This window comes from Streptomyces sp. NPDC037203 (genome assembly GCF_055605065.1).
In genome coordinates this window covers 395,873-410,154 of record NZ_JBVJUC010000004.1, presented here as the reverse complement: position 1 = coordinate 410,154, position 14,282 = coordinate 395,873, and the positions used below count along the sequence as shown (strand labels likewise).

The window sequence follows — 14,282 nt, the reverse complement described above, 5'->3', positions numbered from 1 at the left end:
TGTGAACTTCTGGTCGATCTATCAGCATGGCTTCGCGCGCATCGCCGCGTGCACGGGCCACACCGTCATCGCCGACCCGCGCGCCAACGCCGAATCGGTCCTGCGCCAGGCGCGCCGGTGCGCCGAGGAGGGCGTCGCCGTCGCCGTCTTCCCGGAGATGGTGCTGTGCGGCTACTCGATCGAGGACCTGCTGCTCCAGGACCCGCTGCTGGACGCGGTCGAGGCGGCCCTGACGGAGGTGGTCGCCGGATCCGCCGACCTGCTGCCGGTGCTCGTCGTCGGTGCCCCGCTGCGCCACCGCAACCGGATCTACAACTGCGCGGTCGTCGTGCACCGCGGCAGGATCCTCGGCGTCGCCCCGAAGTCGTACCCGCCGAACTACCGGGAGTTCTACGAGCGCCGCCAGATCGCCGCGGCCGACGACGAGCGCGGCGGCACCATCCGGGTCGGCGGCGCGGACGTGCCGTTCGGCGTGGATCTGCTGTTCGCCGCCGACGACGTGCCCGGACTGGTGCTGCACGCCGAGATCTGCGAGGACATGTGGGTGCCGGTACCGCCGAGCGCGGAGGCGGCGCTCGCGGGGGCGACGGTGCTCGCGAACCTCTCCGGCAGCCCGATCACCGTGGGCCGCGCCGAGGACCGCAAGCTGCTGTGCCGCTCGGCCTCCTCGCGCTGCCTGGCCGCGTACGTCTACGCGGCGGCCGGTCTCGGCGAGTCGACCACCGACCTGTCCTGGGACGGACAGACGATGATCTACGAGAACGGGGTGCTGCTGGCCGAGTCCGAGCGCTTCCCGCTCGGCGAGCAGTTCGCGGCGGCCGACGTCGACCTCGACCTGCTGCGGCAGGAGCGCAGCAGGATGGGCAGCTTCGACGACAACCGGCGCACCCACGCCGCCCGCACCGGCGACTTCCGCACGGTGTCCTTCGCGCTGGAGCCGCCTCGCGCCGCCGACCTGGGGCTGCGGCGCCGGGTGGAGCGCTTCCCGTTCGTGCCCGCCGACCCCGACCGGCTCGCCCTGGACTGCTACGAGGCGTACAACATCCAGGTCGAGGGGCTCCAGCAGCGGCTCCAGGCGATCGGCGGCCCCAAGGTGGTCATCGGCGTCTCCGGCGGCCTGGACTCCACGCACGCGCTGATCGTCGCCGCCCGCGCGATGGACCGCGCCGGGCGCCCGCGCAGCGACATCCTGGGCTTCACCCTGCCCGGCTTCGCGACCAGCGACCACACCAAGGACAACGCGCACCGGCTGATGCGGGCGCTCGGCATCACCGCGGCCGAGCTGGACATCACGCCGACCGCGCGGCTGATGCTCAAGGAGATGGGCCACCCCTTCGCCGAGGGCGAGCCGGTGTACGACGTCACGTTCGAGAACGTCCAGGCGGGCCTGCGCACCGACTACCTGTTCCGGCTGGCCAACCAGCGCGGCGGCATCGTGCTCGGCACCGGCGACCTCTCCGAGTTGGCGCTCGGCTGGTCGACGTACGGCGTCGGCGACCAGATGAGCCACTACAACGTCAACTCCGGCGTGCCCAAGACGCTGATCCAGCACCTGATCCGCTGGGTGATCAGCAGCGAGCAGTTCGACGCGGAGACCGGCGAGATCCTCGCGGCGATCCTGGACACGGAGATCAGCCCGGAGCTGGTGCCGGGCGAGGAGATGCAGTCCACCGAGTCGAAGATCGGCCCGTACGCGCTGCACGACTTCACCCTCTTCCACGTACTGCGCTACGGCTTCCGCCCCTCGAAGATCGCCTTCCTGGCCTGGCACGCCTGGCACGACCCGGCCTCCGGCGCCTGGCCGCCCGGCTTCCCCGAGGCCGAGCGGGGCGCGTACGACCTCGCGGAGATCGTGCGCTGGCTGGAGGTCTTCTGCCGCCGCTTCTTCGCGTTCGCCCAGTTCAAGCGCTCGGCCATGCCGAACGGGCCCAAGGTCTCGGCCGGCGGCTCCCTCTCCCCGCGCGGCGACTGGCGGGCCCCCTCGGACGGCAACGCGCGGGTGTGGCTCGCGGATCTGGCGCGGTTCGACTTCGAGCAGGCGGCGGAAGGACACTGACCGCCCGTCAGTCACCGCGGCGGGAGTGGAACCAGGCTTCCCGCTGAGGCAGTCTTTCCCCTCGTGGCGAGTGTTCCGTTTCAAGGGGGACCCGGCGCACCCCACATGGTGGTGTGCGGGGACGACGGGCTCGCGCACCGGCTGGCGGCCGAGTTGCGCGGGGTGTACGGCGAGCAGGTCACCCTCGTGGTGCCGCCCGCCGAGCGCGCGGCGAGAGGGCCGGTGGTCGGCCGGGCGCGGGCCGCGTCGGCGGCGCTGCTCGACCGGATGGTCAACGCGGCGGTCGGCGGCCGGCCCGGCGGGACGGGCGGGCCGCCGACGGCGGGCGCGACGACCCCGGCGGCCGGTTCGGGCGGTGAAGCCGTGCTGGAAGCCGCGGAGTTGACCGAGGCGGTGCTCGCCGAGGCCGGGGTGGGGCGGGCCACCGCGCTCGCGCTGGTGCACGACGACGACGAGACCAACATCCGTGCCGCGCTCACCGCCCGCCGGCTCAACCCGCGGCTGCGGCTCGTGCTGCGGCTCTACAACCGGCGGCTCGGCCAGCACATCGAGGAACTCCTCGACCAGGCGGCCGCGTTGGCGTACGACGGCGGGGACGACGCGGGCACGGAGGCGTCGACCACCGTGCTGTCCGACGCCGACACCGCCGCGCCGGCGCTGGCCGCGACCGCGCTCGCGGGCACCAGCAAGGTCGTGCAGAGCGAGGGCCTGCTGCTGCGGGCGGTGGAACGTCCGCTGCCCGCCGACTCCGGTCTGCACACCCTCGCCCTGCTGTCGGTGAACGACCCCACCGGGGCGGCCGGCGGGGACCAGGAACCGCGGCTGCTGCCGGCCGACGAGGAGGTACGGGGGGCCGCCGGGCGGACCGCGATCGTGCTGGAGCAGGTGTCGACGGCGGGCGGCGCGGAGTCGGCCGCGCGCGGGGCGGGGGTCGTCCCCTGGCTCAACTCGCTGTTCTCGCGGCGGCTGCGGTGGTCGCTGGCCGGTCTGGTCGGCTGTGTGCTGGCGCTGGCGATCGCCCTGTGGACGGTCACCGGTATCCATCCGGTGCGGGCCTTCTACCTCACCCTGCTCGACATGTTCGCCATCGACGACCCGGCCCTCGGCGCGCCGCTCGGCCGCCAGCTCCTCCAACTCCTGTCCGCGCTGGTGGGATTGCTGCTGCTGCCGGTGCTGCTGGCCGCGGTCCTCGAAGTGCTGGGCACCTTCCGCACCGCCACCTCGCTGCGCAGGCCGCCGCGCGGGCTCGGCGGGCATGTGGTGCTGCTGGGCCTCGGCAAGATCGGCACACGGGTGCTGACCCGGCTGCGGGAGCTGAACGTGCCCGTGGTGTGCGTCGAGTCCGACCCCGAGGCGCGGGGACTGGCGACGGCACGGCGGCTGCGGGTGCCGGTGGTGCTCGGGGACGTCACGCAGGAGGGGGTGCTGGAGTCCGCGAAGATCGGCCGGGCGCAGGCGCTGCTCGCGGTGACCAGCTCGGACACCACGAACCTGGAGGCGGTGCTGTACGCGCGGACGGTACGGCCGGATCTGCGGGTGGTGCTGCGGCTGTACGACGACGACTTCGCCACCGCGGTCTACCGCACCCTGCGCGCCGCGTACCCGCACGCCCTGACCCGGAGCCGGAGCGTGACGCATCTGGCGGCGCCCGCGTTCGCCGGGGCGATGCTCGGCCGGCAGGTGCTCGGCGCGGTGGCGGTGGAGCGGCAGGTGCTGCTGTTCGCCGCGGTCGACGTGGACGGCCATCCGATGCTGGAGGGCCGGACGGTGGGCCAGGCGTTCCGCCCCGGCGCCTGGCGGGTCCTGGCGCTCGCGGGCCGCAGCGACACCCCCGCGGACCATGTGCTGGCGAAGGGCGACCGCGTGGTGGTCGCCGTCACCCGCCGCGGCCTGGCCTCCCTGCGCTGACCCCACCCGCCCCCACCGCCCCCTCGCCCACCGGAATCGGCCGGGACCGGTGGCTATGCCGGGAGGTGGCGCCTGGCGAAGTCCAGTTCCAGGGCCACCTGCTTGATGCGCTCGTCGACGACCAGGGAGCCGTGACCGGCGTCGTAGCGGTACACCTCGTGGGTGGCGCCGAGGGCCTGGAGGCGGCGGATGTAGTTGTCGATCTGGCGGATGGGGCAGCGGGGGTCGTTCACCCCCGCCGAGATGTAGACCGGGGCCTTGACGCGGTCGACGTAGGTGAGCGGGGAGGACGCCGCGAAACGCTCCGGGACCTCCTCGGGGGTGCCGCCGAGGAGGGTGCGGTCCATGGCCTTCAGGGCCTCCATCTCGTCGTGGTACGCCGTGACGTAGTCCGCGACCGGGACGACGGCGATGCCCACCGTCCACGCCTCCGGCTGGGTGCCGAGGCCGAGGAGGGTGAGGTAGCCGCCCCAGGAGCCGCCGGTGAGGACCAGGCGGTCGGGGTCGGCGAGGCCCGAGGAGACCGCCCAGTCGCGGACCGCCGCCACGTCCTCCAGCTCGATCAGGCCGACCCGGTGCTTGAGGGCGTCGGTCCACGCGCGGCCGTACCCGGTGGAGCCGCGGTAGTTGACGCGGACCACCGCGTACCCGTGGTCCACCCAGGCGGCCGGGCCCGAGGCGAAGGAGTCGCTGTCGTGCCAGGTCGGGCCGCCGTGCAGGTCGAAGACGGTGGGCAGGGGGCCGGTGGCGCCCGCGGGCTTCTGGACCAGGGCGTGGATACGGCCGCCGGGGCCCTCCACCCACACGTCCTCCACCGGCACCGACGGCGGGCACTTCATGCCGGGCGGGTCCAGGACCACACGGCCGGAGGTGGACCGCACGGCCGACGGCTCGGCGGCCGAGGACCACAGGTACTCCACGCTGCCGTCCGGGCGCGCGGTGGCCCCGGACACGGTGCCGGGCGGGGTGGGGACGCGGGTCAGCTCACGGGTCGCCAGGTCGTACCGGAACAGTTCGCTGCGGGCCTCGAAGCTGTGCGCGATCAGCAGGCCCGAGCCGTCCGGGTACCACTCGGCGCTGACGTCGCCGGGCAGCTCCAGGGCGAGGTCCGTCTCCTCCCCCGAGACGGCGTCCCACACCAGCGGCTCCCAGCGGCCGCGGCGCTGGTGCCCGATGAGCAGCCGGGTGTCGCCCTCGACCGGAGCGAAGCCCAGCACCTCCAGGCCCAGCTCCTCGGCGCCGCCCTTGGTGTCGTCCAGCTCGGCGACCGTCGAGCCGTCCGGGCGCAGGACGCGCAGCGCGGCGTGCATGGCGTCGCCGTGCTCGGTGTGCTCGATGGCGATCAGGGAGCCGTCGTGGGAGAGGTCGCCGACGCCCGCGGACTCGCTGTGCCGGTAGATCTCCGCCGGGTCGGCGCCCGCGCGGGCCAGGTGGATCGTCGTACCGGCCTCGTCGGTGGAGCGGCCGACGACCGCCGTGCCGTCGCGGCCCAGGGCGAGGCCGGCCGGGTAGGAGGGGGCGAGGCCGGGCACGGCCGGCTCGTCGGGACCGCCGGTGAAGGGCTGGCGGCGCCAGATGCCGAACTCGTCGCCGTCCTTGTCGTCGAACCACCAGATCCAGGCGCCGTCCGGGGAGAGCGTGCCGTCCGTCGTGCCGTTCGGCCGGTCGGTGACCTGGCGCTGCTCGCCCGTGGCGCGGTCCCACGCGTACAGCTCGTACGTCCCCGTCGCGTTCGACACGAACAGTGCGCGGTCGGGTGCGTCCTCGGCCCAGTCGGGCAGGGACACCCGCGGCGCCCGGAACCGCTTCTCCCAGTCCGGCAGGTCCGCGCTGCCCGGCGCCTGCGGTGCGCCCGGCTTCGTGCTCTCAGTCTTGGCCCCAGTCATGCGCCCATACTGCCTGGCCGCGGCGACAATTGTGCGGCGGGTGGGCACAGCCTGTGGATAACTTTCCGGGACGAGCGCGCGGACGAAGGGGCACAAGGGCCGACCCGCGGGCCGGGGGGTGGGGCGGGCGCCGTACCGTGGGGGCGTGTACCGGTTTCTGCTGACTCCGCGCTGGTGGGGCATCAACGTCTTCGTGCTGCTCGCCATCCCCTTCTGCATCTTCATGGGGTCCTGGCAGCTGAGCCGGTTCGAGGGGCGGGTGCACGAGGCCCATGCCGCGACCCGTCAGGCCGCGTCCGACGGCACCGAGGCGCCGCGCCCGCTCGATTCGATGCTGCCGGTGGACAAGGCGACGTCGGGGCGGCGGGTGTCCGCACACGGACGGTACGGGGCGCAGCTGCTCGTGCCCGGCCGGCAGCTGGACGGGAAGAACGGCTTCTACGTCCTGACGCTGCTGCGGACCGGCACCGGGAAGTCGCTCCCGGTGGTGCGGGGGTGGCTGCCCGGAACGGCGTCCGCGGCGAAGGCGCCCGCACCGCCGCGGGGCGAGGTGACCGTCGTGGGCGCGCTGCAGGCGTCCGAGACGCCGGGGGACAACGGGGTCAGCGCGCAGGGCGGGCTGCCCGCGGGGCAGACGTCGGCGATCAGTTCGGCCTCGCTGGTCAACCTGGTGCCGGACCGGTTGTACGACGCGTGGGTGACGCTGGACAAGGCGGATGCCGGGATGAAGGCGGTGCCGGCGTCGGCACCGGACGGTACGGGCCTGGATCTCAAGGCGTTCCAGAACCTCGGGTACACCGGGGAGTGGTTCGTGTTCGCCGGGTTCACGGTGTTCATGTGGTTCCGGCTGCTGCGGCGGGAGGTCGAGGCGGCGCGGGACGCCGCGCTGGGCCTGGCGCCGCAGGAGAGCGTGCCGGTGACGGTGTCCGGCGGCTGAGCCGCAGGCCGGGCCGGCCGGGGGTGGGTCGCGCTCACCGGCGCCGGCCGGGTGCCGCACCCCCGGAGCCTCAGGAATCCGCCAGCACCCCCGTGTAATACACCGTCCCCGCGCACTCCCCCGGTACCGTCGCGGCGGCGGTGGGGCCGCCGGGGGACGGGGTGTGGGTGATCAGGACGCTGCCGTCGGCCGGGGCGCCGCCCGTGCCCAGCTGGGTGGCGGTGCCGGAGGAGCCGCCGGTGTCGGCCGCCGGGCCGTCGCTGGAGGTGGGCGTCGGGTCGGGGGACGGGCCGCCGTCCGTGCCACCGCCGGTCGTGCCGCCCGCGCTGGGACAGGTCTCGGAGGGGACGAAGGCGAACTTCTCCTGGTAGGCGGAACCGGGCTGCAGGACCAGCCCCGTGACCTCCTGGGAGGGGTCGGGCAGCCCCGCCGCCGCGTCGCCCGCCGCATGCCGTACGACGGTGATCTTCGCGGGGTCCGCCGCGCCCTGCGCACTCGCGCCCACCGTGCCCGCACCGCTCACCGTGCAGGGACCGGAGGAGGTGTTGGTGACGCGGAACGTGCCGTACACCACCCCCGTGGAGTCCGGCGCGGCCGCGCTGCCCGTGGCGGAGCCCAGCTGGGCCGGCGTGCACGCCGGGACACCCGCGGCCAGGGTGGCGGAGGGGTTCGCGCCCCCGGCGGTGCCGGCGCCCGCCGCGCCGCCGCCGTTCTTGCCGCCCGGCTTCCCCGCCCCCTTGCCGGGCTGGGCCGGGTTGCCGTCCGTGCCCCGGCCGCCGCTCGTCCGGCCGCCCTGGTCCGTGCCGTGCCCCGTGCCGGAGTGCGCCTGCGAGGACTGGCCGGCCATCGCGGTGTCCGGGTCGGAGCCGCCGGAGTCGGAGACATGGACGAGGGCCGGGATCGCCGTACCGAGGAACAGGGCCGCCGCCGCCATGCCCACGGCCGCCTGCCGCTTGCGGGCCCGGCGCGCGGGGACCGCCCGGCGCAGCCGCTCCAGCGCGCTCGTGTCCGGCTCGATGCCGTCGACCGCGGAGTGCAGCAGCCGCCGCACCGCCGCCTCGTCCGAGCCGAGGCCGCCGAGCGTCCGGGCGAGCCACTCGCCCTCGGACCCCGGACCGGTCCCTTCGCCGGCGGGGCCGGAGAAGCCGGCGCCCTCCGGGGCGCGTCCGGGTCCGAGCCCCTCGGTGCTCCTGTCGTCGGGGCCGTGGTTCACAGTTTCGTTCCCAGCGTGCGGTGAGGAGTGGTGGTGGCTTCGGGGTGGGGGCCGCAGATCATGACGATTGCTCCATGGCCACCCGCAGTGCGGCGATGCCGCGGGAGCCGTACGCCTTCACCGAGCCCAGGGAGATGCCGAGCGTCTCGGCGACCTGGGCCTCGGTCATGTCCGCGAAGTAGCGCAGCACCAGGACCTCCCGCTGGCGGCGCTGGAGGCCCTTCATCGCCTTGATGAGGTCGCGGCGCTCCAGCTGGTCGTACGCGCCCTCCTCCGCGCTCGCCATGTCCGGCATCGGCTTGGCCAGCAGCTTGAGGCCGAGGATGCGGCGGCGCAGCGTGGAGCGCGAGAGGTTGACGACCGTCTGCCGGAGGTAGGCGAGGGTCTTCTGCGGGTCCCGGACGCGTTTGCGCGCCGAGTGGACCCGGATGAACGCCTCCTGCACGACGTCCTCGCAGGAGGCGGTGTCGTCGAGGAGGAGGGCGGCGAGACCCAGCAGGGAGCGGTAGTGCGCCCGGTAGGTCTCGGTGAGATGGTCCACGGTGGTGCCGGTCACGGCCTCCGTGGCCGCGGTGTCGTCGGCGCCGTCACGCTGACCGGGTATGCGGGCGGGCCGCGCGGCTGGCATGGGCGCGATCACCGGCATGCCGCCGGGCGTGCGGGGACGCAGCGCCGCACGCGGCGGCCGGAGGGCCGCGGTGCCGCGTGCCCCGGTGAGTTCCAGTACCTCTGCCACGCCAGTTGGACACGTCTGCCCCCGCCAGGGTTGTACGCGCCGGACGCCACATGTGCGACAGCCGGCGGTGCCTCAAGTGCCGTCATGCGTACCGTTCTTCCCCTATGTCCGATGTGGACGGGCGCGACCCCGCGCCCGGTCCGCTCACGGCGCCCCCACCGCCCCCGAAGAGTGACCGCAAAGACGCTCCCGCCCTCCGCGTGGTTGCGGAGGGCGGGGAGGCACATCTTCTGTCGCCGGGAGGGCCGGCTCAAGCGGTTTGAACCATGCCGCCGGACACACTTCGCACACAGATCCTACAAAGCGGCCTCACGGCTCACCCGGTGGACTCCCGCGCGACCAACTCCGCGATCTGCACGAGGTTCAGAGCGGCACCTTTGCGCACATTGTCGCCGCACACGAAGAGTTCGAGCGCGCTCGCGTCGTCCAGCGACTGGCGCAGCCGGCCCACCCAGGCGGGGTCGGTGCCCACCACGTCGGCGGGGGTGGGGTATTCGCCGGCCGCCGGGTCGTCGCACAGCACCACGCCGGGCGCGGTGGCGAGGATCTCGCGGGCGCCGTCCACCCCGGCCGCGCCCTGGAAGCGGGCGTGGACCGTGAGCGAGTGGGTGGTGACCACCGGGACCCGGACGCAGGTGACGGCGACCGGCAGGCCGGGCAGCGAGAGGATCCTGCGCATCTCGTCGCGCACCCGCAGCTCCTCCGAGGACCAGCCGTCCTCGGCCGCGGTGCCGGCCCACGGTACGACGTTCAGCGCGACCGGCTCCGGGAACGGACCGGTGGCGTCGCCCACGAGGCGTCGTACGTCCCCCGGCGCGGTGCCCAGTTCGGTGCCGGCGACCTGGGAGAGCTGGGCGCGCAGCGCCTCCACGCCGGCCCGGCCGGCCTCGCTCACCGCCTGGTAGGAGGAGACCACCAGCTCGCGCAGCCCGTACTCGGCGTGCAGTGCGCCGAGCGCGACGACCATGGTGAGGGTGGTGGCGCCGGGGTTGGCGATGATGCCGCGCGGGCGGTTGCGCGCCCGGTGGGCGTTGACCTCGGGCACCACCAGGGGCACGTCCGGATCGGCGCGGAAGGCGCCGGAGTTGTCCACGACCACGGCGCCGGCCGCGGCGGCGACGGGCGCCCACTCGGCGGCCACCGGCTCCGGCACGTCGAACAGGGCGATGTCGACCCCGTCGAAGGAGTCCTCGGTCAGGGCCGCCACCTCGGCCTCCGCCCCGCGCACGGACAGCTTGCGGCCGACCGGGCGGGGGGAGGCGAACAGACGGATCTCGCCCCAGATGTCCTTGCGCTGGGACAGGATCTGGAGCATGACCCGGCCGACCACTCCGGTCGCTCCCACGACCGCGAGCGTCGGCTTGGCGTTCATCGGCCGGTGCCTCCGTAGACGACGGCCTCGTCGGTGTCGGAGTCGAGCCCGAAGGCGGTGTGCACGGCGCGCACGGCCTCCGGCACGTCGTCCTTGCGGGTGACGACCGAGATGCGGATCTCGGAGGTCGAGATCAGCTCGATGTTCACGCCCGCGTCGGACAGCGCCTCGAAGAAGGCCGCGGTGACGCCCGGATTGGTCTTCATGCCCGCGCCGACCAGGGAGATCTTGCCGATCTGGTCGTCGTAGCGCAGCGAGTCGAAGCCGATGCCGCCGCGGCACTTCTCCAGGGCGTCGATGGCCTTGCGGCCCTCGGTCTTCGGCAGCGTGAAGGAGATGTCCGTCAGGCCGGTGGAGGCGGCGGACACGTTCTGCACGACCATGTCGATGTTGATCTGCGCGTCGGCGATGGCGCGGAAGATCGAGGCGGCCTCACCCGGCTTGTCGGGCACACCGACGACCGTGATCTTGGCCTCGGAGGTGTCGTGCGCGACACCGGAGATGATGGCCTGCTCCACCTTCTTGACCCCAATCGGCTCACTGCTGACCCACGTGCCCTGCAACCCGCTGAAGCTGGAGCGTACGTGGATCGGAATGTTGTAGCGGCGGGCGTACTCCACACAGCGGTGGAGCAGCACCTTGGAGCCGGAGGCCGCCAGCTCCAGCATGTCCTCGAAGGAGATCCAGTCGATCTTCTTCGCCTTCTTCACCACCCGCGGGTCGGCGGTGAACACGCCGTCCACGTCGGTGTAGATCTCGCAGACCTCGGCGTCGAGGGCGGCGGCGAGGGCCACGGCCGTGGTGTCGGAGCCACCGCGGCCGAGCGTGGTGATGTCCTTCTTGTCGGCGCTGACGCCCTGGAAACCGGCGACGATCGCGATGTTGCCCTCGTCCAGCGCGGTCCGGATGCGGCCCGGCGTGACATCGATGATCCGGGCCTTGTTGTGGACCGAGTCGGTGATGACGCCGGCCTGGCTGCCGGTGAAGGACTGGGCCTCGTGGCCCAGGTTTTTGATCGCCATGGCCAGCAGCGCCATGGAGATCCGCTCTCCGGCGGTCAGCAGCATGTCGAATTCGCGTCCGGCAGGCATCGGAGAGACCTGCGCGGCGAGATCGATCAACTCGTCCGTCGTGTCGCCCATCGCGGAAACGACGACGACAACCTGGTTGCCGTTCTTCTTCGCTTCCACGATCCGCTTGGCGACGCGCTTGATGCCCTCGGCATCGGCTACGGAGGAGCCTCCGTACTTCTGCACGACAAGGCCCACGTGCGCTCCTCGCTCGGTTCGTTTGTGTCGGCTCAGTTTAACGAGCGTCCGAAATCCACCAGCCTGCTCCCGCATGGTGAGACATCGGCCCGGAAGTTCCCGGACGCCCGCTTCCGGATGGCCTCCTGCCCGCCGGGACCCGGCCCACGCGGAACGTGCGCCGGGTCACAGCCGGCGCCGTACCGCGCGGGACCCCGGTCACGGCGTCACGAACCCGGCTGGATCCCCAGCGGACCGCCGATCTCCTCGGCCATCACCCGGCCCGCCTCGAACTCCAGCGTCTCGTCGCCCATCGGGCTCTGGTCGGTGTCCAGGCCGTCCAGCTCCTCCAGGGGCTGGTTGAGGCGGACGTGGATGAGGACCGACTGGAGGGCGCGCAGCACGGCGGAGGCCGTCGGACCCCAGTTGGAGAAGTAGGAGAACTGCCACCACCACAGCGCCTCGCTGGTGCGGCCCGCGCGGTAGTGGACCATGCCGTGGCGCAGGTCCGCGATGATGTCGGCGAGGTCGTCGGAGATCCGGGCCGGCACCGGGGCCTTGCGGGGCTCGTAGGGGTCGAAGACCTCGGAGTAGACGTCGACGGGCTCCAGCAGCCGGGCGAAGTTCTCCCGCAGCTCGTCCACGTCCGGCTCCGGTCCCGGATCGGGCTCGTAGCGCTCGTCGGGGACGATGTCCTCGTGGGCGCCCAGCCGGCCGCCGGCCAGCAGCAGCTGGGAGATCTCCAGGAGGAGGAAGGGGACGGTCGAGCCGGGCTCGTCGCCCCGCGCCACCTCGGTGACGGCCACCAGGAAGCTCTCGACCTGGTCCGCGACCTGTACCGCGAAGTCGTCGGGGTTCTGCGACGTGGCGTGCAGCGTGGCGTCAGACATCTAGGAGTCTTCTCCCCTCGAAGGCGCGGCCGAGGGTCACCTCGTCCGCGTATTCCAGGTCGCCACCCACCGGGAGGCCGCTGGCCAGGCGGGTGACCTTCAGGCCCATGGGCTTGATCATGCGCGCGAGGTACGTGGCCGTCGCCTCGCCCTCGAGATTCGGGTCGGTGGCCAGGATGAGCTCCGTGACCGTCCCGTCGGCCAACCGCGCGAGAAGTTCCCGTATCCGCAGGTCGTCGGGACCGACCCCCTCGATGGGGCTGATCGCCCCGCCGAGCACGTGGTAGCGGCCGCGGAACTCGCGGGTGCGCTCGATCGCGACGACGTCCTTCGGCTCCTCCACGACGCAGATCACCGAGGGGTCGCGGCGCGGGTCACGGCAGATGTTGCACAGCTCCTCCTGCGCGACATTGCCGCACATCGCGCAGAAGCGGACCTTCGCCTTGACCTCCAGGAGCGCCTGGGCGAGGCGCTTCACGTCCGTCGGCTCGGCCTGGAGGATGTGGAAGGCGATCCGCTGCGCGCTCTTGGGACCGACGCCGGGCAGCCGCCCCAGTTCGTCGATGAGGTCCTGGACCACGCCTTCGTACAACGGACTGCCCTTCCTGGAGACCTTTCGGTACGTACGCTAGTTGGCCCGAGGTCAGAACGGCAGACCGGGGATGCCCGTGCCGCCGCCCAGGCCCTGCGCCAGCGGGCCGAGCTTCTGCTGCTGGAGCGCCTGCGCGTTCTCGTTGGCGGCCTGGACTGCGGCCACGATCAGGTCGGCGAGGGTCTCGGTGTCCTCCGGGTCCACCGCCTTGGGGTCGATCTTCAGGCCGCGCAGTTCGCCGGCGCCGGTCACGGTGGCCCTGACCAGGCCGCCGCCCGCCTGCCCGTCGACCTCCGTGTTCGCCAGTTCCTCCTGGGCCCGCTGCAGGTCCTGCTGCATCTTCTGGGCCTGCTGGAGCAACTGCTGCATGTTGGGCTGGCCACCACCGGGGATCACGATCAGCTCCTCTGTGTCTTTCTCCTTGGCACGAGCCTACGTGGTCCGGGCGGCCATCACACCGCCACTCCTTCGAGTGAGTCAGCGGGCGGGTCTCCAGCTGATCAAGGCCCTCTTCCGGGCGGAAAAGCGGGGAAAGCCACGACCGGGCCATCCCTCGGACGGTAGGAAGGGTGGCGCACGTCGGCAGGGGATGTCACGCTACGTGACCGGTCGCGATCAGTAGGGAGTGCCGGGTGGGTCAGCCGGAGATGCAGCCCGAGGGGCCGCCCCAGGACGGGCGGGGCGAGGGCTCGGCCGGACCCCGGCCGGGTGATCTGACCGGGCGGGCGCTGCCGCCCGGCGACTGGGGCGAGCCCGGCGAGCGGCTGGACGAGCTGTACCGGTGGGTGGAGCACGGAGCGCTGCGGACGGCGGACTGGTATCTGCGGGACCGGGTGTGGAAGCGGCGCGGGGCGCGGGTGCTGCGGGCCGGGGCGGCGGTGGGGGTGACGACCGGGGCGGCGCTGCCGCTGCTGGAGCTGACGGGGGTGGCCGGGGGCGTGGCACCGTGGGGCTGTCTGGCCCTGCTGCTCGCGGCCGCGTGCGCCGGCGCGGACCGGTACTTCGGGGTGACGTCCGGCTGGATGCGGGACGTGGCGACGGCCCAGGCGGTGCAACGGCGCCTGCAGGCGCTCCAGTTCGACTGGGCGGTGGAGGGGGTGCGGGAGGTGCTGGGCCCCACGGAGGGCACGGCGAGCGAGGCGGCGGAGCGGTGCGTGGTGCTGCTGCGCCGCTTCTCGGAGGACATGACGGAACTGGTCCGGGCGGAGACGGCGGACTGGATGGTGGCCTTCCGGGCGGGCGCGGTGCCGCTGGGAGTGCAGTCGGTGGCGTACGTGCCCCGGCAGGAGGCGGTGGGCCAGACCGGTCGCTTCGCCCTGCCGCCGGCGGGGGGCGCGCGGCCGAACATGCCGAGACAGCGGCCACCGGAGCCGCGGTGACCGTGGAGTCCTCCTGCGGACCCCGGTCCGGCGGTCGAGCCGGATCAGGGGCAGCAGCGGTACGGG

12 protein-coding genes are annotated in these 14,282 nt (G+C 73.3%); 4 read left to right on the top strand and 8 right to left on the bottom strand.

Features of this window, described 5'->3' with window-relative positions:
• The first annotated feature begins 1 nt into the window (after position 1).
• Both ACZ7EC_RS15225 and ACZ7EC_RS15220 read left to right on the top strand, forming a co-directional pair.
• Positions 2 to 2,056: an NAD(+) synthase gene (locus ACZ7EC_RS15225; RefSeq protein WP_471062653.1), complete on the top strand. Its 2,055-nt coding sequence runs from the start codon at positions 2 to 4 to the stop codon at positions 2,054 to 2,056.
• Between the two features lie 105 nt (positions 2,057 to 2,161).
• Entirely contained in the window at positions 2,162 to 3,964 is a 1,803-nt protein-coding gene (locus tag ACZ7EC_RS15220; protein WP_471062893.1) for a potassium channel family protein, read from the top strand.
• 53 nt (positions 3,965 to 4,017) lie between these two features.
• On the opposite strand, the gene ACZ7EC_RS15215 is transcribed toward ACZ7EC_RS15220, so the two are convergent.
• Positions 4,018 to 5,850: a S9 family peptidase gene (locus ACZ7EC_RS15215; protein WP_471062651.1), complete on the bottom strand. Its 1,833-nt coding sequence runs from the start codon at positions 5,848 to 5,850 to the stop codon at positions 4,018 to 4,020.
• Between the two features lie 145 nt (positions 5,851 to 5,995).
• Here ACZ7EC_RS15215 and ACZ7EC_RS15210 point away from each other — a divergent pair, with 145 nt between their 5' ends.
• Entirely contained in the window at positions 5,996 to 6,787 is a 792-nt protein-coding gene (locus ACZ7EC_RS15210) for an SURF1 family protein (protein WP_471062649.1), read from the top strand.
• A gap of 70 nt (positions 6,788 to 6,857) precedes the next feature.
• Here ACZ7EC_RS15210 and ACZ7EC_RS15205 read toward each other — a convergent pair whose 3' ends face one another.
• The 7 genes from ACZ7EC_RS15205 to ACZ7EC_RS15175 all read right to left on the bottom strand — a co-directional run bounded on the left by ACZ7EC_RS15205 (position 6,858) and on the right by ACZ7EC_RS15175 (position 13,233).
• On the bottom strand, positions 6,858 to 8,000 hold the full coding sequence (locus tag ACZ7EC_RS15205) for a hypothetical protein (protein WP_471062648.1): 1,143 nt from the start codon (positions 7,998 to 8,000) through the stop codon (positions 6,858 to 6,860).
• A gap of 58 nt (positions 8,001 to 8,058) precedes the next feature.
• Positions 8,059 to 8,736 (bottom strand): SigE family RNA polymerase sigma factor, encoded by a 678-nt coding sequence (locus ACZ7EC_RS15200; protein WP_397984831.1) that lies wholly within the window; start codon positions 8,734 to 8,736, stop codon positions 8,059 to 8,061.
• Between the two features lie 316 nt (positions 8,737 to 9,052).
• On the bottom strand, positions 9,053 to 10,108 hold the full coding sequence (locus tag ACZ7EC_RS15195) for an aspartate-semialdehyde dehydrogenase (RefSeq protein ID WP_471062646.1): 1,056 nt from the start codon (positions 10,106 to 10,108) through the stop codon (positions 9,053 to 9,055).
• On the bottom strand, positions 10,105 to 11,376 hold the full coding sequence (locus ACZ7EC_RS15190; protein WP_471062644.1) for an aspartate kinase: 1,272 nt from the start codon (positions 11,374 to 11,376) through the stop codon (positions 10,105 to 10,107). Before ACZ7EC_RS15190 ends, ACZ7EC_RS15195 begins: the two co-directional genes overlap by 4 nt.
• A 206-nt stretch (positions 11,377 to 11,582) precedes the next feature.
• A complete protein-coding gene (locus ACZ7EC_RS15185; protein WP_397984834.1) occupies positions 11,583 to 12,245 on the bottom strand; it encodes a DUF5063 domain-containing protein in 663 nt (220 codons plus the stop codon).
• Positions 12,238 to 12,837, bottom strand: a complete 600-nt coding sequence (gene recR / locus ACZ7EC_RS15180) for a recombination mediator RecR (RefSeq protein WP_069779610.1) — start codon at positions 12,835 to 12,837, stop codon at positions 12,238 to 12,240. Before recR ends, ACZ7EC_RS15185 begins: the two co-directional genes overlap by 8 nt.
• Before the next feature lie 51 nt (positions 12,838 to 12,888).
• Positions 12,889 to 13,233: a YbaB/EbfC family nucleoid-associated protein gene (locus tag ACZ7EC_RS15175; RefSeq protein ID WP_397984835.1), complete on the bottom strand. Its 345-nt coding sequence runs from the start codon at positions 13,231 to 13,233 to the stop codon at positions 12,889 to 12,891.
• Between the two features lie 236 nt (positions 13,234 to 13,469).
• Between ACZ7EC_RS15175 and ACZ7EC_RS15170 the strand changes: the two genes are divergently transcribed.
• Entirely contained in the window at positions 13,470 to 14,216 is a 747-nt protein-coding gene (locus tag ACZ7EC_RS15170; protein WP_471062641.1) for an SLATT domain-containing protein, read from the top strand.
• The last annotated feature ends 66 nt before the right edge of the window (positions 14,217 to 14,282 follow it).

What these genes read in the sequence shown, in the direction of transcription:
- ACZ7EC_RS15220 (WP_471062893.1), top strand. Translation starts at nt 2,162, where the DNA reads ATGGTGGTGTGCGGGGACGACGGGCTCGCGCACCGGCTGGCGGCCGAG.
- ACZ7EC_RS15215 (WP_471062651.1), bottom strand. Translation starts at nt 5,850, where the DNA reads ATGACTGGGGCCAAGACTGAGAGCACGAAGCCGGGCGCACCGCAGGCG.
- ACZ7EC_RS15195 (WP_471062646.1), bottom strand. Translation starts at nt 10,108, where the DNA reads ATGAACGCCAAGCCGACGCTCGCGGTCGTGGGAGCGACCGGAGTGGTC.
- ACZ7EC_RS15185 (WP_397984834.1), bottom strand. Translation starts at nt 12,245, where the DNA reads ATGTCTGACGCCACGCTGCACGCCACGTCGCAGAACCCCGACGACTTC.